Source organism: Citrobacter sp. Cf136 (genome assembly GCF_030333815.1).
Lineage (GTDB): Bacteria > Pseudomonadota > Gammaproteobacteria > Enterobacterales > Enterobacteriaceae > Citrobacter > Citrobacter freundii.
Window position 1 is genome coordinate 168,396 of the sequence record NZ_JAOWFE010000035.1, and the last position, 20,723, is coordinate 189,118.

General features: G+C 50.9%; 17 protein-coding genes. 7 read left to right on the forward strand and 10 right to left on the reverse strand.

From position 1 onward, the window contains the following. Window positions 1-37 precede the first annotated feature (37 nt). Window positions 38-388 carry a glycoside hydrolase family protein gene (locus OGV98_RS13230; protein ID WP_016151134.1) on the forward strand — a complete coding sequence of 117 codons (351 nt, stop codon included), beginning with the start codon at window positions 38-40 and terminating at the stop codon, window positions 386-388. An 18-nt stretch (window positions 389-406) separates the two neighbouring features. Here the strand turns inward: OGV98_RS13230 and OGV98_RS13235 are convergent, their stop codons facing one another. The 4 genes from OGV98_RS13235 to OGV98_RS13250 all read right to left on the reverse strand — a co-directional run bounded on the left by OGV98_RS13235 (window position 407) and on the right by OGV98_RS13250 (window position 4,139). After that, window positions 407-1,009, reverse strand: a complete 603-nt coding sequence (locus OGV98_RS13235; RefSeq protein WP_061549113.1) for a response regulator transcription factor — start codon at window positions 1,007-1,009, stop codon at window positions 407-409. 361 nt (window positions 1,010-1,370) lie between these two features. Beyond that, window positions 1,371-2,219 carry an EAL domain-containing protein gene (locus OGV98_RS13240; RefSeq protein WP_044700373.1) on the reverse strand — a complete coding sequence of 283 codons (849 nt, stop codon included), beginning with the start codon at window positions 2,217-2,219 and terminating at the stop codon, window positions 1,371-1,373. Window positions 2,220-2,418: 199 nt separating this feature from the next. Beyond that, window positions 2,419-2,859 (reverse strand): winged helix-turn-helix domain-containing protein, encoded by a 441-nt coding sequence (locus OGV98_RS13245; protein ID WP_003837762.1) that lies wholly within the window; start codon window positions 2,857-2,859, stop codon window positions 2,419-2,421. Window positions 2,860-3,380: 521 nt separating this feature from the next. Beyond that, window positions 3,381-4,139, reverse strand: coding sequence for an SDR family NAD(P)-dependent oxidoreductase (locus tag OGV98_RS13250; protein WP_003023319.1), 759 nt, complete (start codon window positions 4,137-4,139; stop codon window positions 3,381-3,383). 119 nt (window positions 4,140-4,258) lie between these two features. On the opposite strand from OGV98_RS13250, the gene OGV98_RS13255 reads away from it, so the two are divergent. The 3 genes from OGV98_RS13255 (at window position 4,259) to OGV98_RS13265 (ending at window position 7,904) form a co-directional block, all read left to right on the forward strand. Beyond that, window positions 4,259-5,158 carry a LysR family transcriptional regulator gene (locus OGV98_RS13255; protein WP_003837759.1) on the forward strand — a complete coding sequence of 300 codons (900 nt, stop codon included), beginning with the start codon at window positions 4,259-4,261 and terminating at the stop codon, window positions 5,156-5,158. A 47-nt stretch (window positions 5,159-5,205) separates the two neighbouring features. Then, window positions 5,206-6,231, forward strand: coding sequence for an inner membrane protein YhjD (gene yhjD / locus OGV98_RS13260; protein WP_016151136.1), 1,026 nt, complete (start codon window positions 5,206-5,208; stop codon window positions 6,229-6,231). A gap of 350 nt (window positions 6,232-6,581) precedes the next feature. Next, the gene (locus OGV98_RS13265) at window positions 6,582-7,904 is read left to right on the forward strand and encodes an MFS transporter (RefSeq protein WP_003023312.1); all 1,323 of its coding nucleotides are present in this window, start codon (window positions 6,582-6,584) and stop codon (window positions 7,902-7,904) included. Window positions 7,905-7,997: 93 nt separating this feature from the next. Here OGV98_RS13265 and OGV98_RS13270 read toward each other — a convergent pair whose 3' ends face one another. Beyond that, the gene (locus OGV98_RS13270) at window positions 7,998-10,058 is read right to left on the reverse strand and encodes an AsmA family protein (protein WP_286551605.1); all 2,061 of its coding nucleotides are present in this window, start codon (window positions 10,056-10,058) and stop codon (window positions 7,998-8,000) included. Window positions 10,059-10,136: 78 nt separating this feature from the next. After that, window positions 10,137-10,904 (reverse strand): cyclic-guanylate-specific phosphodiesterase, encoded by a 768-nt coding sequence (gene pdeH / locus OGV98_RS13275; protein WP_003023308.1) that lies wholly within the window; start codon window positions 10,902-10,904, stop codon window positions 10,137-10,139. A gap of 230 nt (window positions 10,905-11,134) precedes the next feature. Between pdeH and kdgK the strand changes: the two genes are divergently transcribed. Then, the gene (kdgK, locus tag OGV98_RS13280; protein WP_202580942.1) at window positions 11,135-12,064 is read left to right on the forward strand and encodes a 2-dehydro-3-deoxygluconokinase; all 930 of its coding nucleotides are present in this window, start codon (window positions 11,135-11,137) and stop codon (window positions 12,062-12,064) included. Between the two features lie 100 nt (window positions 12,065-12,164). Here kdgK and OGV98_RS13285 read toward each other — a convergent pair whose 3' ends face one another. The 4 genes from OGV98_RS13285 to OGV98_RS13300 form a co-directional block, all read right to left on the reverse strand. Beyond that, window positions 12,165-13,658 (reverse strand): M16 family metallopeptidase, encoded by a 1,494-nt coding sequence (locus OGV98_RS13285; RefSeq protein ID WP_044713960.1) that lies wholly within the window; start codon window positions 13,656-13,658, stop codon window positions 12,165-12,167. A 221-nt stretch (window positions 13,659-13,879) separates the two neighbouring features. Further along, on the reverse strand, window positions 13,880-15,166 hold the full coding sequence (gene dctA, locus OGV98_RS13290) for a C4-dicarboxylate transporter DctC (RefSeq protein ID WP_003837746.1): 1,287 nt from the start codon (window positions 15,164-15,166) through the stop codon (window positions 13,880-13,882). A gap of 157 nt (window positions 15,167-15,323) precedes the next feature. Next, the gene (gene hmsP / locus OGV98_RS13295) at window positions 15,324-17,330 is read right to left on the reverse strand and encodes a biofilm formation regulator HmsP (protein WP_003846127.1); all 2,007 of its coding nucleotides are present in this window, start codon (window positions 17,328-17,330) and stop codon (window positions 15,324-15,326) included. 226 nt (window positions 17,331-17,556) lie between these two features. Next, on the reverse strand, window positions 17,557-17,664 hold the full coding sequence (locus OGV98_RS13300; RefSeq protein ID WP_003023297.1) for a type I toxin-antitoxin system toxin Ldr family protein: 108 nt from the start codon (window positions 17,662-17,664) through the stop codon (window positions 17,557-17,559). Between the two features lie 428 nt (window positions 17,665-18,092). Here OGV98_RS13300 and megL point away from each other — a divergent pair, with 428 nt between their 5' ends. Further along, on the forward strand, window positions 18,093-19,289 hold the full coding sequence (gene megL / locus OGV98_RS13305; protein ID WP_003023295.1) for a methionine gamma-lyase: 1,197 nt from the start codon (window positions 18,093-18,095) through the stop codon (window positions 19,287-19,289). Between the two features lie 117 nt (window positions 19,290-19,406). Continuing rightward, entirely contained in the window at window positions 19,407-20,705 is a 1,299-nt protein-coding gene (locus OGV98_RS13310) for an aromatic amino acid transport family protein (RefSeq protein ID WP_003837738.1), read from the forward strand. The last annotated feature ends 18 nt before the right edge of the window (window positions 20,706-20,723 follow it).

Here is a 20,723-nt window from a genome sequence, read left to right on the forward strand (position 1 = left end):
GGTTTCTTAAAATAGGTCTCTTTGTACAGAGATAAATATGCCACTCCATTCAACGTATTTCACGCCCGCCTGTGTTGCATTTATTAAACAATGGCAAGGCCTGTCACTGGAAAAGTATCAGGACAAAAATGGTGTCTGGGTGATTGGCTACGGGCACGAAATCACATCCGATGAAAGCTTTCCTGCGCCTGTTTCGGTAACGCAGGCAGAAACACTACTGCTCGCGGATCTGGAAATCTGCGAGGAATTCATACACCAGAAAATGCCGCAAATAAAAGAAAGGTTTCAACAGGAAGCGTTAATTGCGTGGATGCTCAGCGTGGGGATAAGCCGGTTTTGTGCTGCAGAATTCTGCTCGGGGGTTATTTCACAGCCAGAAACGTTCTGACTGTGAAATATTCGCCCGTTAAATTGCGTCGTTTAACATCATTGCCGCCTGCGTACGGTTTTTTACCTCGAGGCGCTGATACAGCGATTCAAGATGGGCTTTGACCGTTCCGGTGCTGATATTTAACAATCGACCAATTTGTTTATTTGATTCTCCGGCGGCAAGCATAGTCAGAATCTCTCGCTGACGCGCACTAAGCGATCTGATATTTTGCCCGCTGTTCTCGGGGGTTGTCATACAATCTCTGGGGATAAATATCATTCCCATCGCAATGCTATTGAGAGCCAGCGTGAAGGTTTCCGCGTCAGAGTCGCGTGGAACAATGGCCAGCACATTCAATTGCGTAACCTCCTGCAGCCATTTTTTACGGCAGTCCGTTGCTGTTACCAGCACTTTTACTGTCGAAAAGCGTTGCGCTATCTGCTGTAGCAAGTTACGGCAGAACTCGGCGTCCTGGTCGCCATCCAGCATTATCAGTGCATCAGGGGTGTCTTCCAGTTTCTGCCAAAGGTCATCTGCCTGACTGACACCCTGAACATCCACTCCTGGAATACGCTCTTGTAAACTTACATTCATTCCATGAATAAATATCGACTGCCTGTCAAACATTATTACCTGCATTACTTATCTCCGTCTGAATAAGATACTAGCCTTAACACGCGGAAGGGTATTACCCGAGGGGTAAAATAAGAAGTCACCATTTGGCGGGGGCCATTTTACCGATAGACGGAGAAGAAAAAAGTAGAAATCGCAAATAGTTACAGCTCAAACCAAATAATCACACAAAGGGACAAAAGTGGCGCTAAACATTAAGGAAATCCTTAATATCCAATGTTCAAAACCAGCTTATTAATATTAATTTTTTGGAGTCTATATTTTCTAATAAAAATAAGGAACTCACAGTAACAGACAAATATGTTACAAAATAAAATGTCGCATCAATTGATCATCACCTGTGGTTTCCCCAGGCAGTATTGCTGTATCAATCGACACTAAAGGTTGCGGGCGATTGCATCACTCCGATCAGATCTTCAAGTGGAACGGGTCTGCATAAATAATACCCTTGTAAAAAATCACAGCGTTTCATGCGCAGATAATCGGCCTGAACCTGAGTCTCAACCCCCTCGGCAATCATTCGCAGACCCATCTTCTGCGCCAGCTCAATAAGCGTATCGACAATGCGGGTATCGCCCCCCTCACCAATCTGGCTGACAAACAGTTTATCTATCTTAATAAACTCCGGTTCCAGCGCGTGGAGGTAACACAGATTCGAGTATCCCGTCCCGAAATCATCTAACGCTACGGCGATATTGGATTTTCTCAACGCGGCAAACCATTCGCTTAGCTGAGGGGTAAAGTGCAGAGGGCGTCTTTCGGTAATTTCGATAACCAGTTGAACCTGAACCGGGGCAAGCTTTTGCATGAGCGCCACGACGTCCGACTCAAAGCGCGGATCGAGGCAGTTTTCGGGGCTCAGATTTAGGTTAAGGTAAAGTCCATTTGGGAAAAGGGGGAGCCGCGACTGCAGGTCGGCAATGACTTGCTGAATAAGTTGATGCGTCAGCGAGGCGATAAGACCATGCTCTTCCGCAAGGGGAATAAATATATCAGGGGGAATAGCGCCATACTGGGGATGCGTCCACCTGGCGAGTACCTCAATACCTGCAATTTCACCCGTCTGGCTGTTAAAAATGGGTTGATACACCGGTTGGAACTGCCGTTGAAGAATGGCTGCATTCAACGTTTTTACCGGTGCACAGGTGAGGAAACGGGCCAGTAATTCGCTGGCGTCAGAGAATAATATCGGGAGTTGCCTGGTTGTGGTAATCATCACGAGCCTCAAGCGTGCGGCGGCCTATTGAGGGCAACCGCACAGCAATCATCAGAACCTGACCCAATCGCCCTGGCCGTTATTGGTATCTATCGAACAATAACGCTATTTAGCGAAAATACATTGAAAATAAAAAGTAAATATAACGATAAAAAAAGCCCCTCGCACTGCATGCTCAGGGCAAATACCTGGGTTGACATCACTCACTCAGGTTATCTATTTTCTCCCTTTTTTTGACAGCATGAGTTGGGAGTTCGCTCACTTTGTAATAAACGGGAATGACATCAGGATAATTGATGACATAACCCTGACCTCTTATATTAAGGATAAAATCCCTGGGTAACCCCAGCAGGCCAAGTTTATTATTAAGATTGTGCAGGACTTGCCATAATCTTTGCGCAGAGGGGCTCAGATTATGCGCTTCCCAGATTTTCTCAAATAATTCTTCTTTCGGTATCGGCTGGCTCCTGGCATTTATTAATAAATACAGGAAAAGCCTGAGCATTGTTTCATTAAAGTAAATTGACGCAAAAACGATGTTTTTCTCGGTATGGCTACCAGTAAGCCGATACAGTCGGCGATTAGAAATGTCAAAATGAATTTCAGCACCAATCATAAATCCATATAGACGATAGCCCATATCTTATACCCACGTTAAATGAAGACGAACATGCACCTCTACATATAAGCGTTGAGATAATCCATACCGTTTGTATGGTGGATTATATGACTGCTATAAATGCTTTCCAATCTTCATCCCAATCTACTATGAGGAAGCGGTCGTTTAGTATTCGTTTATGGTGGATTTGAGGTTATAAATGAAATTCACGATTTATTATTCTTCCTATGCGAAATTTTTAGCACATAGGCCATGTTTTCACATACGCGATCGAACGCTCAATTTTTAATGTCGAATTTTTAACATTTTAAAGAATTAAATTCTGAATCCGTGGGGGATGCGGAAGTGATCATGGTTTCTTCTGAGACAAATCCGCTGTCGAAGAAAAATGAGTTATCAGAAAGTTTATCCCGGATTTCTTTCGGCACCGCGATCGCTGAATTAGATTGCAGATAATACCGGTAAACGCCACTAGCTATATTTTTACCTGGAGTGGCGCACCGGTTTTCTATTGCTCAAAAGCTGAATAAGATACGAGCGATTTACAGGAACATTCCGCCCGATACTTCGATACGCTGCGCTGTCATCCAGGCCAGCTCATCGCTGAGCAACGCGGCAATCGCGTCGCCAATATCATCCGGCAAGCCCGCGCGTCCCAGCGCCGTTTGCGATGCCACATATGCATTCAGCTCTTTATTATCCCGCAGTCGACCGCCGCCAAAATCGGTTTCAATCGCCCCAGGCGCGATGATATTTACTGAAATACCCCGCTCTCCCAGTTCTTTCGCCTGATAACGCGTCAGTACTTCCATCGCCCCTTTCATTGAGGCATAGGCGGCATACCCTGGCAGTGCAAAACGCGCCAGTCCCGATGAAACATTCAGGATCCTGCCGCCATTCTGGATCAACGGCAACAGACGTTGGGTCAGGAAGAAGGGGCCCTTAAAGTGAATGTTCACTAATTGATCAAACATCGCTTCGGAGGTATCGGCAAAAGCGCCATACAGACCAATTCCGGCATTGTTCACTAAATAATCAAACGCCTCACGATTCCACATGCTCTTCAGCTGCGCTTGTACCTCATGGGTAAAGGACTCAAAGCCAGCCACATCGCTGACATTCAGTTGTATTGCCGCAGCTTTTCTGCCTTTTTGCTCAATTTCAGCAACCACATCCAGCGCCGCCTGCTGCTGGCTGTTGTAGGTAAAGATAATGTCCGTTCCTCTGTCAGCCAGCTTAAGTGCGGCGTTTTTACCGAGCCCACGACTACCACCAGTCACTAATGCGATACGTTGCGTCATAAGAAACCTCATTTCCGACGTTGTGATGATTGAGATAAAGCTTATTAGGTGATAGAAAAACAATAAATGTCGTCTGTTGCGCATTACTGTTTCATTTGGAACAACAATAGGGCATAAGAATGGATAAAATTCACGCAATGCAGTTGTTCATCCGCGTCGCAGAACTGGAGAGCTTTTCGCGTGCGGCAGACACCCTTGGTCTTCCTAAAGGTAGCGTATCTCGCCAAATCCAGGCCCTGGAAAATCATCTGGGCACGCAGTTGTTGCACCGCACTACCCGCCGCGTTCAGCTCACACAAGACGGTATGATCTATTACGAACGCGCAAAAGATTTGTTGAGCAATCTGGATGAGCTGGATGGACTATTTCATCACGATCCGTCCAGCATCAGCGGCAAGCTGCGCGTCGATATGCCGGTTGGCGTGGCGAGAAATCTGGTGATGCCCCGCTTACCCACTTTCTTGCATCAGTATCCCGGCCTTGAGCTCGAACTCAGCAGCAGCGACCGCCTGGTGGATCTGGTCCGCGAAGGTTTCGACTGTGTGGTACGCGTAGGCACGCTGAAAGATTCAGGGCTGATTGCGCGCCCACTGGGGAAACTCACGCAGATTAACTGCGCCAGCCCGCAGTACCTCGCCCGCTTTGGTTATCCGGAAAGCCTGGAGGATTTAGCTTCACATGCAGTGGTGCACTACTCGGTCAATTTGGGAACGCGTGCGCAAGGCTTCGAAGTGGCGACAGAAAACGGCACGCAATGGGTTAAAACCGGCGGCATGCTAACGGTAAACAGTACCGAAACCTATCACGCGGCATGCCTTGCCGGTCTGGGCATTATTCAGGTACCGCGCGTTGGCGTGCGTGATGCCCTGCGCGCCGGTACGCTGGTCGAAGTGTTGCCGCAATATCGCGCCGAGCCAATGCCGGTCTCTTTGCTTTATCCGCATCGACGCAACCTCTCTCGCCGGGTACATCTGTTTATGGAATGGCTGACTGGCGTGATGAAAGACTATGTGGACTGACAAGCTATACTGTCCTGAGAATGAACAGAACAAGGATTATTGCCCTGATGACGCAGGAAAAAGAGATTAAACGCCCCATTCAGGAACTTGAGCACGCCCCCATCCTAAAAATTGAGCCCCTGGAGCAGGAAAATACAGAAACCAATGGTAAGACCAACCAGGCGTTGAAAACTGCCCTGACCTTCGCTGAAAAAGTTCAACGCCAGCCCATGATTGCCCATCTGATTCGGGCTGCGGAGCGGTTTAACGATCGCATGGGAAATCAGTTTGGCGCCGCGATTACCTACTTCTCGTTTCTGTCGATGATCCCGATCCTGATGGTGTCGTTTGCCGCCGCGGGTTTTATTCTCGCTTCGCATCCTACGCTGTTACAGGATATCTTCGGCAAAATTCTGCTCAACGTCAGCGATCCGACGCTCGCCTCTACGCTGAAAAACACCATTAATACTGCCGTACAGCAACGTACCACCGTCGGTCTGGTGGGGCTTGGCATCGCGCTCTATTCCGGCATTAACTGGATGGGAAACCTGCGCGAAGCAATTCGTGCCCAGTCGCGGGATGTCTGGGAGCGTACCCCGCAGGATCAGGAAAAAATTTGGGTCAAATATCTGCGTGATTTTATCTCATTGATTGGCTTACTGATTGCGCTGATTGTTACTCTGTCCATTACCTCCATTGCCGGCTCCGCCCAGCAGATGATTATCTCTGCGTTGTATCTCGACGGTATCGAATGGCTGAAGCCCGCCTGGCGGCTGATCGGCCTGACCATCTCTATTTTCGCCAACTACTTGCTGTTCTTCTGGATTTTCTGGCGGCTACCGCGTCACCGACCGCGTAAAAAAGCGCTCATACGCGGCACATTTATCGCGGCTCTGGGGTTTGAAGTCATCAAAATGATCATGACATATACCCTGCCGTCACTGGTGCAATCGCCGTCAGGCGCGGCGTTTGGTTCCGTGCTTGGATTGATGGCGTTCTTCTACTTCTTCGCTCGTCTGACTCTGTTTTGCGCTGCCTGGATTGCCACGGCTGAATACAAAGACGACCCGCGTATGCCAGGTAAAACGCAGTAGCCACCGCTGGATTAGTTGTGAATTGCCGGATGGCGACGCACGCGTCTTATCCGGCCTACGGGTGAGTTTTGTAGGCCGGATAAGCGCAGCGCCATCCGGCAATTATAATGCCGCCCGATCTCACCGATTTAGTGAATAAATCCAACCCGTAACTTTTATTTAACCAAAAACTAGTTTTATCATCTAAGTTTTAAATTATGTGAAGCATTTCATGGAAGTGAAATCTCAAGCCTAAAAATTATCCACTTTTTGCTCCATTTTTGACCAACCTCAAAGTTTGTTACAGATTGAAATGTCTCTTTTGCTGTGCGTAATATGACCTTTCGTTCGGCCAAAAATAAGAAAATATTATGCAAGCAACAGCCACAACACTCGACAACGAACAGGAACACACCCCGGTCAACTCGCGCAATAAAGTCGTCGTCGCCTCGCTCATTGGCACCGCCATTGAGTTCTTCGACTTCTATATTTACGCCACCGCCGCGGTGATCGTGTTCCCGCATATCTTCTTCCCGCAGGGGGATCCGACTGCCGCGACGCTACAGTCCCTGGCGACTTTTGCTATCGCCTTTGTGGCACGACCGATCGGTTCTGCGGTATTCGGGCATTTCGGCGATCGCGTCGGCCGTAAAGTCACGCTGGTTGCCTCACTGCTCACCATGGGGATCTCGACGGTTGTGATTGGCCTGCTGCCGGGCTATGAAACAATCGGCATTTTCGCCCCCTTGCTGCTGGCGCTGGCGCGTTTTGGTCAGGGTTTAGGTCTGGGCGGTGAATGGGGCGGCGCGGCGTTGCTGGCGACGGAAAACGCACCACCGCGCAAACGCGCGCTGTACGGATCATTTCCGCAGTTGGGCGCGCCTATCGGCTTCTTCTTCGCCAATGGTACCTTTCTGCTGCTCTCCTGGCTGCTGACCGACGAGCAGTTCATGAGCTGGGGTTGGCGCGTACCGTTCATCTTCTCTGCGGTACTGGTGATTATCGGGCTGTACGTTCGCGTTTCGCTGCATGAATCCCCGGTCTTCGCCAAAGTAGCCGCGGCGAAAAAGCAGGTGAAAATCCCGCTGGGTACCCTGCTGACCAAGCATGTTCGCGTGACGATCCTCGGCACGTTCATCATGCTGGCAACCTATACGCTGTTCTATATCATGACCGTCTATTCGATGACGTTCAGCACCGCAGCCGCGCCTGTAGGACTTGGCCTGCCGCGTAATGAAGTGTTGTGGATGCTGATGATGGCGGTGATTGGCTTTGGCGTCATGGTGCCGGTGGCGGGCCTGCTGGCCGACGCATTTGGTCGTCGCAAGAGCATGCTCATCATCACCACGCTTATCATTCTGTTTGCGCTGTTTGCCTTTAAACCACTGCTCGGCTCTGGCAATCCGGTGCTGGTTTTCGCCTTCCTGTTGCTGGGCTTAAGCCTGATGGGGCTGACATTTGGTCCGATGGGCGCGCTGCTGCCGGAGCTGTTCCCGACCGAAGTGCGCTACACAGGGGCGTCGTTCTCGTACAACGTTTCGTCGATTCTTGGTGCTTCCGTTGCCCCATACATCGCTGCATGGTTGCAGGCGAACTATGGTCTGGCGGCAGTCGGTACGTATCTGGCATCAATGGCGGCGTTAACGCTGATTGCGCTGCTGTTAACCCATGAGACACGGCATCAATCGCTGTAATTTGATTGCCTGATGGCGCTATGCTTATCAGGCCTACAGACTGCAATCCCCCGTAGGCCGGATAAGGTGTTTACACCTCATCCGGCGCTCTCATCACTTCTTCATCTGCGACAGGATTGTCCGGCACTGATTAGCATCCCCTTCAGAAGGTGAAATCAGCGCCAGCAGGGCTGCCGCTGGCGTCACCAGCGTTGCCAGCGCAGCAGCAACCGCACCGCGCGCAATCAGCAGCCCGGCCTTCACGCCTGCCTGCGGATTCTTAAAGGTGCCGCGAACATACAACGGCGAACGCAGAGTAATAATACGAATCCCTTTGCTCTCTGGATCGATGGTTAAATCCAGTTGCTCCGACGCAAAACTTGCCGTACCGGTGACATTAATGACTGCGTTTTCTGTATCAAAAGCAAAAATCTGCGGACGCGCCACGCCGTTAACAATATCCAGATTCGCCGCCGCGCAGTTCACCCGCACTTCGTCATCGCCAAATATCTGCCCGACAAGATAGTTCCCCAGATTCAAGCCCACAATTTCCATCAGATTCCGGCTGATCAAACCGTCATTCATCAGCAGTTTCAGGTTGCCATTGCTGTTACCCAACAGCGCCGCCACCGAGTTTCCGCTCCCACTAAACCTGGCGTCACCGTTCATTTCACCCAGCGTTTTTTGCATCAGTTCCACATCCGGCATCAGCGCTTTAAGCTTCAGGCGGCGAGCCTGGATATCCGCCTGCCCCCGCATCGGCTTTTTATCCCCTTCCAGATGGATGCTGGAAACAATGCTGCCTCCCGCAAGACCAAATTTCAGCGGTTGCAGACGCAGGTCGGCATTTTTCAGGATGATATGAGTGGAGAGATCGCTGATCGGCAGACTACTGCCATGCTCAATACGCCGTCCTTTGAAACGCACGTCAGCGTCCATTACGTTCCATTTGTCAGTTTCAAAACGGTCATACGGCAACACCTTGTCCGCAGGCTGAACGCTCTTCTCACCTTTGCGCTGTTCAGATTGTTTTGCCCGTTCCGCCCCTTTGCCTGAATCCACCCCGATCAGCGGCCCCAAATCGGCCAGCCTCAGCTGGCGTGATTCCACATCGCCCTTCAGCATGGGTCGCGGCTTGCCGGTGGTGTAGGCCAGCGTTCCGTGAATATCGCTGTCGCCAATGCGGCCATTGAAATCGCGATAATCAAAAACAGAGGATTTTTCCGGGTCAATTTTCGCTACCAGACGTCCGTCGGTTTCAAACGGCGGCGTATCCGGGAGCAGCACGCCGGTCAAATCGTATAAATCCCCTAGCGAATCTCCCGAGAATTTAAGTCGCAGATCCGCCCCGCCCATGTTCATCGGATCGTTTATCGTGCCGATAAACGCTACGCGCGTATTGCCCGAACGGAAATCAGCCTGAATCGGGAAAGGCGTATCTTCACCACGCAGCGCCAGCATTCCGCCAATTTTTCCGCTACCGCTTAGCGGTTCGCCGTTATATCGCCCTTGCACTTTCAGACCAAACACGTAGTCCTCGACGCGGGCGTTGCTCTCTTTACCTTTTGCGCCGGTCACTTCGCTAAAGGGCAACGGTTTGCCAAGCGGATCGACCAGGATCTCAATCTCCGACTTCGTCACCTTATCGTTAATGGCGATGCGTCCCTGGTCAAACAGAATGTTATCCAGCCGGAACGACCACGCGGATGGCGGCGCATTAGGATCGCGGTTTTCGTCCCCAGCTAAGTTAAAGGTCCAGTTATTGTTTTTCTCCGACAGGCGGATCAGCCGCGCATCGGGTTTGACCAGCTTGACCCACGGGAGCCAGACGGTTTTTGTCAGCAGTGCCAGTGGGGCGAGCGTAGCTTCAACACGCGGGAGATGCACCATGGTAACGTCAGGAATGCCTGGCGGGTTGCCGAGGATGATATCTTCAGCATGAACATGCGGCCACGGAACCCAGCTACGCCAGCCGGTTTCCTGCTTCTGGCGTTCCCAAACCACGCCCAGGTCACCCCGTATAGCAAAGGGCCGGTTGAGTTCTGTAGAGACTTTCTGGTTGATGGTCGGTTTGAGCCGGTTCCAGTCAAATGTCGCAATCACAATGATGAGTACGACGATCAACAACAAGAAAACCCCTATTACTGAAGTGGTTATTTTACCTGTTTTCGTCATGTCTAACCTCTCTACTTCCTTCCTTGCCTGTCCTAAAGATAGTCCAGCAGGATGAAAAGGAGGTGTGCTACGTCCTCATCAAAGCGACAGGATCACCTCTTCAAGCGTGTCCAGAGGCACTGGACGAGAGAGAAAATAGCCTTGTGCGGCAAAAGCCGGTGAGTTTTGCACATCGCGCCACTCTTCCAGCGTTTCAACGCCTTCGACAATCACGCCGCGGCAATAGCGGTTCATCAGCTGTAATAGCAGTGTGAAGAGATTACGTCCCTCCGGCGTCTTGCGCAGCATGACGAACAGGTCTCGCGCCACTTTGATATAGTCATAATTCACTTCACTAAGCGCCGAGAAGTTCGCCATTCCGGTACCAAAATCATCCAGCCAGAGCGGGCCAAACTCGCACATTGAGGCGAAGGACGACCCCTTCGGTAAGCGGATATGTTCCACTAGCTCAAAACGCAGCCACGGCAGGCCTTCAATGATTTTCAGGATTTCGGGATCCTGGCGCATCGCTATGAGCGTTGGTCCGTCGACGTTCACGGAAGCCAGCAGGTTGTTGGCTCTGAAAAAGTCCCCTTTCAGCTCAAGTTGAAGAAGTTGCTCTATCACCACATCAACACGATGTCGGACGGTTACTTCGGCAAAATAGCGGTCTGGCGCAATACGTTGGGATGGATTATCAGGATGGCTCACGACAGTCAGCAGTTCAACGGCCATCAGTCGTCCGTTGGTCTGGTAAATTGGCTGGTAGGTGTAAGCACGCTCGCACTGCAGCCAATAGCGTCTCTCCTGCAAGTTTTCAATACTCGCATCGAGCGTAATGAGCTGCTGGGTAACCTGCTTTATCATCTGAGATGTCCTGTAAATAAGAGTGTGACTGACCGGACTCGTCAAAGGTTATCGGCGCTCAGACGCAGAACTTTACGTTCAGCTGTGCGCAAAAATAAAAACTAAGCGGCAAAAACAACGCAGAACACGTGCTGGCTCAAAAAAATAATGGAACGTTGTTTTAATATAGTTGACCGCTTAACACCCACAGCGCACACTAACGCTAATTTTTTTCAGAGCAGGTTACGACTATGTCCAGAAAGATTGCCGTGATTGGCGAATGCATGATTGAGCTGTCACAGAAAGGCGCTGACGTTCAGCGCGGATTCGGTGGCGACACGTTGAATACATCCGTTTATATCGCCCGTCAGGTCGATGCTACGGCACTTTCCGTACACTATGTGACTGCACTGGGTACCGACAGTTTTAGCCAACAAATGCTGGAGTCCTGGCAGGGTGAAAACGTGGATACCTCATTAACCCAGCGCATGGAAAACCGCCTGCCGGGTCTCTACTACATTGAGACCGACAGCACTGGCGAGCGCACCTTCTATTACTGGCGTAATGAAGCCGCCGCAAAATTCTGGCTGGAGAGCGAGCAGTCTGCCGCGATTTGCGAAGAGCTGGCGACATTTGATTACTTGTATCTGAGCGGAATCAGCCTGGCGATTTTAAGCCCGGCAAGTCGTGACAAGCTGCTGTCGTTGCTGCGTGAATGCCGTGCCAACGGTGGAAAGGTCATTTTTGATAATAACTACCGCCCACGTCTGTGGAGCAGCAAAGAAGAAACCCAGCAGGTGTATCAGCAGATGCTGGAATGCACCAATATCGCATTCCTGACGCTGGACGATGAAGACGCGCTGTGGGGTGAAAAACCCGTTGCTGAGGTGATTGCCCGTACTCACGCAGCTGGTGTACAGGAAGTGGTTGTGAAGCGTGGCGCAGACTCTTGTCTGGTTTCCATCGCGGGCGAAGCGCTCATCGACGTTCCGGCCGTTAAATTGCCGAAAGAGAAGGTGATCGATACCACTGCGGCCGGAGACTCCTTCAGCGCCGGATATCTGGCGGTACGTCTGATCGGTGGCGATGCTGCTGAGGCCGCAAAACGCGGCCACCTGACAGCAAGCACCGTGATTCAGCACCGCGGGGCGATTATCCCACGCGACGCTATGCCGCAATAACGTCGATTATCCGGTCTGCATACCGTAGGCCGGGCAAGCGAAGCGCCCCCGGCATCTCCAATGCCGGATGGCGGCGTAATCGTCTTATCCGGCCTACAGGTTATTGTACCGGCGGGATATCCGTCACTTCAGGGTGTGATTCATCCGTTTCAACAGATGTTGCCGCTGCGGTAACGGGCGCCATAATGCTATCCCACGTCGCCTGCAGATCCTTCATATTGAATTCAGGTTCACCCTTCGGCTGCAGCAGAATTAACGCCATATCTTGCGACAGCTGCTGTCGCAGGTCCTGATTCAACATCTCAACGCTCAGGCTGTTGAGGAAGCTCTGGCGTAAACGCTGATACTGTTCAGGCGCAATATCCACCACCTGATTTTGCAGCGAGCGCAAACGCTGGCTGATCAAAATATCGGTATCAGTACGACCATAGGTGGCAAACAGCTTCTGCAGTTCCAGATTCTTTTGCGCGACCAGCGCATTGAACTCTTCTTCCGGAAGTCCCTTATCACGCACTTTCGCCAGCTCACGCGCAACCGTACCCAGATTGGCGTTCAGCTTATCGTTTGGCGACTCAACGTTAATCGCACACTGCGCGCGCAGGAACAGCACCCGGCAGTCAAATCCGAGGCCAATGTCTTTGGCATTGTTTTTGGTTAGCTCTTGCTGAATGTGCCAGAACAGCGCCTCACGAGCTAAATCAGCGCGCCAATAACGTAACAACGCGGCAGATTCACGGATCGGTTGCCACGGCGTATCCCACATAATAGACAGGCGATCCTGGCGTACCGCATCGGTCATAATGCTTACGGCTTCTGCTCGCAGCGGAGAGAGCGTAGGTACCGGTGCAGGCGTTTCGCGTTTTCCTTTTAACTCGCCAAAGGTTTTATTGATTTGCTCAGCTACGCTGCGTGCATCAACGTTACCGACGATGATCAGCGTCATCGCGTCCGGGGTATACCATTTCTGATAGAAAGACTGAATTTTCGCCGCATCTACAGGCGTTTTCAGCGGATCGGCGGGATCGTGTCCCAGCAGGGTCGATCCCTTCAGACGGTAACGCCACCACCCTTCTTTGGTATCTGACGGCCAGGTTGCAACCATATCTTCGCTGCTCAGCGCATGATTGACCGTTTCAGAGGTGATGCTCAGATTGCCGGAGATATTCGCCAGGTAAGAAAGTGACTCTTTCAGTAGATCGTTACGGCTGTTTGGCAGACTAAGGTTATACAACGTGGAATCATAGGAAACGATAACCGGCGGCATGGGACGTTTGGGATCGAACCCCTGCTGCCACAATGAACGGGCTTGCGTGGCATCGAGGCCACCGCTTTGCGTCAGCGCGATACGTGGGATCGCATGGCTGAAACCACTCTGTTGCGTACTTTCGGTGAGTGAACCGGTATTAACCAGCAGGCGGACCTCAATACGGTCGCTGGGGCGCTGGGGAGTGGCTAACACTTGCCACTGTAGACCATTTGCCAGCGTGCCCTGTTGCCACGCCGGGTCAGGCTGGAGCGCATCTGCCTGCACATAGCCGGCAGTGGCCATCATCAGCAAGCCGCCCGCTAAAAGTCGAATTTTTGTGCCCTGCATGTGAACCCCTGATCAACTATCCTGGAAATAAAAAGACAGCCCTCGAAAGGACTCTCTGAATATGACGTTAAAAACACTTCGTGTTAGACCGCGAGAACATAAAAATGTCACGGAAGAAGTGAAAAAATCCCGAGCCGCCGAATCGACGGTTTCAGGCACAGGGGGTAATTATGCGCAAACGCCCGCAGTCCTGGAAGGGACTACGGGCATAAGTGACGAGATTAAGAGGATAAATCGTGCGTTTTGCCATCCGGCGCACGATTATTCAGCACATCGTCCAACTTTTTATGGTCCAGTTCTTTGACCCATTTAGCGACGACGACAGTTGCCACACCGTTGCCGACCAGGTTAGTCAGCGCACGTGCTTCAGACATAAAGCGGTCTATACCAAGAATCAGTGCCAGACCCGCAACCGGCAAATGGCCCACAGCAGAGATCGTCGCGGCCAGAACAATGAAGCCACTCCCGGTCACACCCGCTGCACCTTTTGAGGAGAGCAGGAGCACCACCAACAGGGTTATCTGATGGAAGATATCCATATGGCTGTTGGTTGCCTGAGCGATAAACACCGCCGCCATCGTCAGATAGATTGATGTCCCATCAAGGTTAAACGAGTAGCCCGTGGGTATAACCAACCCGACAACCGACTTCCGGCAGCCCAGTTTTTCCATCTTATCGAGCATACGCGGCAGCGCGGATTCAGAAGAAGACGTACCCAGTACGATCAGCAGTTCTTCACGGATATAGCGGATGAATTTGAAAATGCTGAAGCCGGTTGCGCGAGCAATGGAGCCCAGAACCACAACCACAAACAGAATACAGGTGATGTAGAAGCAGATTATCAGCTGACCCAGTTGCACCAGCGTTCCGACGCCATATTTACCGATGGTAAAGGCCATGGCACCGAAAGCACCGATCGGCGCCAGACGCATGATCATATTGATGATGCCGAAAATAACCTGCGAGAAGCTTTCAATCACGTTGAAAATCATCTGGCCTTTGCTGCCCAGACGGTGCAGCGCAAAACCAAACATTACCGCAAACAGTAATACCTGCAGGATGTTACCGCTGGCGAACGCGCCAATCACGCTACCCGGGATAATATCCATCAAGAAGCCTACGATCCCCTGGTCTTTTGCCTGTTCAGCGTAAATGGCAACCGCTTTAGCGTCCAGCGTCGCCGGATCGACGTTCATTCCGGCACCGGGTTGCACCACGTTGACGATGATAAGGCCGATGATCAGCGCAATCGTACTGACAATTTCAAAATAGAGCAGTGCAACCGCACCGGTGCGGCCTACTGCTTTCATACTTTCCATGCCTGCAATGCCGGTCACGACAGTACAGAAGATGACAGGTGCGATGACCATCTTGATGAGCTTAACGAAAGCATCACCAAGCGGCTTCATTTGGGCGCCTAATTCAGGGTAGTAATGGCCAAGGAGAATACCAATGGCAATTGCTGTCAGGACCTGAAAGTAAAGGCTTTTGAATATAGAGGTCTTCATAGGGTGTCCTTAAAGTAAAAACCACAGGTCTTGTAAGGTTTTGTTTAACCTGCGGCCTTAAAGTAACACCCACTCAACATGACAGAAATGCACCTGGATCATAATTGATACAAAAATGTTAAAAATTTTGAGCTGGCTCGCACAAGCGAGACCTTTTTTAACTTTTGTAATCAGCGCTTTCCGGTGCCAGATAACGTTCTTCAAAGATATTTGCCGGAACGGGTCGGGCAAACAGGAATCCTTGCGCCACTTCCACCCCGGCTTTTGATAACCATTCGCGTTGCGCTTCGGTTTCAACGCCTTCGGCGATCATCTGCAAGTTGAGGCTATGTGCCAGCTGAATGATGGCGGAGATCATGCTGCAATCTTCAGGCACGCCATCGACAAACATCTTATCGATTTTGAGTACATCCACCGGCAGCGACTTCATATGCTGTAGCTGTCGCAGACCCGCATACCCCATGCCAAAGTCGTCCAGGGCGATGCGCACGCCCGCGTTGCGCAGCGGTCGCAAAATGGCCACTGCGGCGTGGGGATCGTCAATATGCCGGCTTTCAGTCACTTCCAGAATCAATGTGCCAGGCTTAATGCGATAGCGCGTTAACAACTCCAGCAGATCAGACACCATACTTGGGTGCATCAACTGGAGAGCGGATAAATTCACCGAGAGCGGCAGCATGAGACCGCGTTCTTGCCAGGCTGACAGCTGGCGGCATGTTTCTTCCAGCACCCAATAACCGACGGTCACCATCAGACCACAAGACTCAATTCTGTCGATTAACCCTTCCGGCAGCTCCCAGCTACCGTCCGGCTGCTGCATCCGCAACAATGCTTCTGCGCTCAATACCTTGCCGCTGGACATCTCAACCTGGGGCTGCATCCAGAGCGCAAATTGCTGGTTATCCATGGCGGTTAAAATATCGTTCTCTTGGGTTAAACGCTGCTGCGCCTCTTCCATCTGCAACGGATCAAAGAACTGAATTTGGTTTTTACCTTTATGACGCGACGTTAACACAGCTGACAGGGCGCGGCGGTAGAGCTGCTCTGCGGTTAAATCACCATAAAACATCGCCACCCCAATGTTGCAGGTAGGACGTAGTTGAATGCCCTGAATCGGTAACCGCTCATTAACGATAGTGAGTACTTGCTGACCTAGCGTAATAGCGTGCCAGGGTTCTTTTACACCATGGGCGATAATGGCAAAGTCATAGCCACTCACCTGAGTAAGCACCATCCTGGGAGACAATACAGACTTCAGTTTTTCGACCAGCGTAAGTAACAGGATTTCTCGCTGGGTTTCGGTTAACACACCCGCGGTGTCACGTAGGGTTTCGCAGGTGACAATCATCAGCGCCGTCGTCTGTTGGCGGGTAACAACCTGCTCCAGCAGCCCCATTAAAAACGACTTATTGGGCAGTTCGGAAACCGGGAAACGCATTGCTAAGTCGCTTTGATCTTCGCTATGTCGCTGAATCAACTGCTGATTAAGATTGTAGCTACGCACCAGCATACCAATCTCATCATCCTGATGTAGACGCGGCAATGCCAGTTGATAACCAATCAGGTCCTGCTGTTGAATGTCGTTCAGCTCACGGGCAATTTTACGTAAGGGGTGCACAATCAAGCGGTTAATGCACCAGGAGATAGCGACGGTCAGTATTAGCGACAAAAGTAAGTAAATGGTCACTAACGTCGAGAGCGTACTCATCACGAATTTGTACATGCGGTACGAATCCGCCTGCAGCACCAGATACGCCAGCGGTTGTGGGTTAGCGGAACGTTCAAGAGAATAGATCGGCAGCGAAATTTGTACCGGAAGCTCAAACAGGCGAGTCACCGTAACCGGAACCGGACGTTCAGGTATAAAGCTCATCCGCAGCGCCTGAAACTGATTAGGTAGCACCACATCGGCGCGACTTACCACGCCTGCAGGCCGAATACTTCTTAAAATAGCTTCCGCTTCGGGAATATCCCCTTTCAGGATAGTGTTCGACAGAGGTTCACGAACGGAGCGAGCGATACTTTCCAGTTGCGTAGCCGTGTTATAGCGGTTTTGCTGGACCAGATGGAACAACAAAACGGTGCAAAAAATAAAAACGAACACCATAACAACGGCCGCAACCATTGCCATCTGCTTAATTGTTAACGAGCGACTGACACGCAAACTGACTCTCCACGGATAGACGAAACTGCCGTCAGAGTATACCCGATCGTAGCGGTATTAAGAGAGGCGGTATCTGAAAACTTCCCAGCGTGCATTATCGCGACAGGATAGGCACCTGACGACGAGATTTATCTGCATTTAAGCCGAAAAAGGCCGCAAGGTTACCCCCTGCGGCCTGGTTCGGGCGCATGTTGCCATTACGGCAGGCAGACGCCCGCAAAGTGCATTACTTCCTGTTACGCAGCCAGTTCACAATCAAGCTGGCAATAATGCCAGCGATAATTGGAGCCGCTAAATCGTGCCAGAAAGCCACGCCTAACTGTGCGAGCGTCATATAGCCGCCTGTGTTGCAATGGCAACTGTTCGCGGCTATTCTTGAACTGTTGAGGATCAAGGTTAGCCCCCGTTTTGTTGCCAGGTTTATACCGAACAACGTGCGGGGGTTTTCTCTTTCCAGCAACCTATGCCGCCGGGGATCAAGCCCCCGCAACATCGCGCCTCACCGGGTAAACCCGGCTTGCCGCTGATTCTACGGTAACACTTCCGTCTCATCACCCCGGAGTGATCCAGTCTGCGTAAAGCCTCGCAATTACGGCTTAATAAATCCGCCAAGCGCTGGAAAGTTTCTTGCCAACTGGCAACTTTCCTGACGGCTACCCGCACGATAAAACCACTAACGCATTGATATATATTGGTTTATTTTCTGGCACAGCGATTGCTATATGACTGTGAGCTGTTCTGTTCCGAATCAAAGGAGATATCATGTCTGACTGTCGTACTTACGGATTCAACACCCAGATCGTTCACGCGGGGCAACAACCCGACCCTTCAACTGGCGCGCTCAGTACGCCTATTTTCCAGACTTCAACGTTTGTTTTTGACAGCGCCGAACAAGGTGCCGCCCGCTTTGCGCTCGAAGAGTCCGGGTACATTTACACCCGTTTGGGTAACCCCACCACCGATGCGCTGGAGAAAAAGCTGGCGGTACTGGAACGAGGTGAAGCCGGACTGGCAACCGCGTCCGGTATTTCAGCTATCACCACAACGCTGTTGACGCTTTGTCAGCAGGGTGACCATATCGTTTCCGCCAGCGCGATTTACGGTTGTACCCACGCGTTTTTGTCGCACAGCATGCCGAAGTTTGGGATTAACGTCAGCTTTGTCGACGCGGCAAAGCCTGAAGAAATCCGCGCCGCCATGCGCCCGGAAACCAAAGTTGTATATATCGAAACGCCCGCTAACCCGACGCTGTCGCTGGTCGACATTGAAACGGTAGCTGGTATCGCCCATCAGCAAGGCGCATTGCTGGTGGTGGATAACACCTTTATGTCGCCGTACTGTCAGCAGCCTTTGCAACTGGGCGCGGATATTGTGGTGCACAGCGTCACCAAATATATCAACGGTCACGGGGATGTGATTGGCGGCATCATTGTTGGTAAGCAGGAGTTTATCGACCAGGCGCGGTTTGTTGGCCTGAAAGATATCACCGGCGGCTGCATGAGTCCTTTCAATGCGTGGTTGACGCTGCGCGGCGTTAAAACGCTGGGCATTCGTATGGAGCGTCACTGTGAAAATGCGTTGAAAATCGCCCGCTTCCTCGAAGGGCATCCGTCCATTACTCGGGTGTATTATCCAGGCCTGTCATCGCATCCGCAGTATGAGCTGGGCCAGCGACAAATGAGCCTGCCAGGTGGAATTATCAGCTTCGAAATCGCCGGCGGCCTCGAGGCTGGCAGACGGATGATCAATTCTGTAGAATTATGCCTCCTCGCGGTCAGTCTCGGTGATACCGAAACCCTCATTCAGCACCCAGCGTCTATGACACATTCGCCCGTTGCGCCAGAGGAACGGCTTAAAGCAGGTATTACCGACGGGCTTATCCGTCTTTCTGTGGGTCTTGAAGATCCAGAAGATATTATTAACGACCTTGAACACGCCATCAGAAAGGCAACATTCTGACCAATATGGCCTGAACCGACGCCGTTCGGTTCAGGTTGTTGAGAATCAAGGCACAACAGTCTGGCAATACGCGCAATCCTCTTTCGGGGAGAACGTGTATTTTGGGCAGGGGGTTCTATGCAGGACAACACATTACAATTAAGCAACAATACAGCAACCGCCGTACCATTCTCAAAAAAAATACCGTTTACGAAATACGATTTTGGCTGGGTATTACTGTGTATAGGCATGGCCATTGGTGCCGGAACGGTACTGATGCCGGTACAAATTGGCTTAACCGGAATTTGGGTATTTATTGTCGCCTTTATTATTGCTTATCCGGCAACTTATATTGTGCAGGATATTTATTTAAAAACATTATCAGAAAGTGAAACCTGTAATGACTATACGGATATTATAAGTCATTATCTGGGAAAAAACTGGGGCGTATTTCTTGGTGTCATCTATTTTCTGATGATTATTCACGGCATATTTATTTATTCCTTATCGGTGGTTTTTGACAGCGCCTCATACATCAAAACCTTCGGCTTGACCGAGACCGATCTTTCACAGTCGATAATCTACAAAGTGGCCATTTTTGCCGTGCTGGTCGCCATTGCTTCCGGGGGAGAAAAACTGCTGTTCAAAATCTCCGGCCCGATGGTAGTGGTCAAAGTGGGTATCATCATCGTATTTGGTTTTGCGATGGTTCCGCACTGGAACTTCGCTAATATCAGCGCCTTCCCTGAAGCCTCGGTGTTCTTTCGCGATGTGCTGCTGACTATCCCGTTCTGCTTCTTCTCCGCGGTGTTTATTCAGGTGTTGAACCCTATGAACATCGCTTACCGCAAACGGGTGGCGGACCGGGTACTGGCCACACGTATGGCTATACGCACGCATCGGATCAGTTACATTACGCTGATTGCGGTCATCCTGTTTTTCTCTTTTTCTTTTACCTTTTCCATTAGCCATGAAGAAGCCGTTTCGGCCTTCGAACAAAATATTTCCGCACTGGCGCTGGCGGCACAGGTCATTCCGGGACAGATTATTCATATCACCTCAACGGTATTAAATATCTTCGCCGTATTAACCGCGTTCTTTGGTATTTATTTGGGATTCCACGAGGCGATCAAAGGAATTATTCTTAACGTACTGAGCCGCGTTATTGACGTGGAAAAAATTAATCCTCTGGTGCTTACGCTGGGTATTTGTACCTTTATTGTTATCACCCTGGTGATTTGGGTATCGTTTCGCGTATCAGTACTGGTGTTCTTCCAGTTAGGCAGCCCGCTGTACGGGATTGTGTCGTGTATTATTCCGTTTTTCCTGATCTATAAAGTCACACAGCTGGAAAAACTACGCGGGCTGAAAACCTGGCTAATCCTGCTGTACGGGATCCTGCTGTGCCTGTCGCCATTACTGAAGCTGATTGAATAACCCGCGTAAACTGCGCCG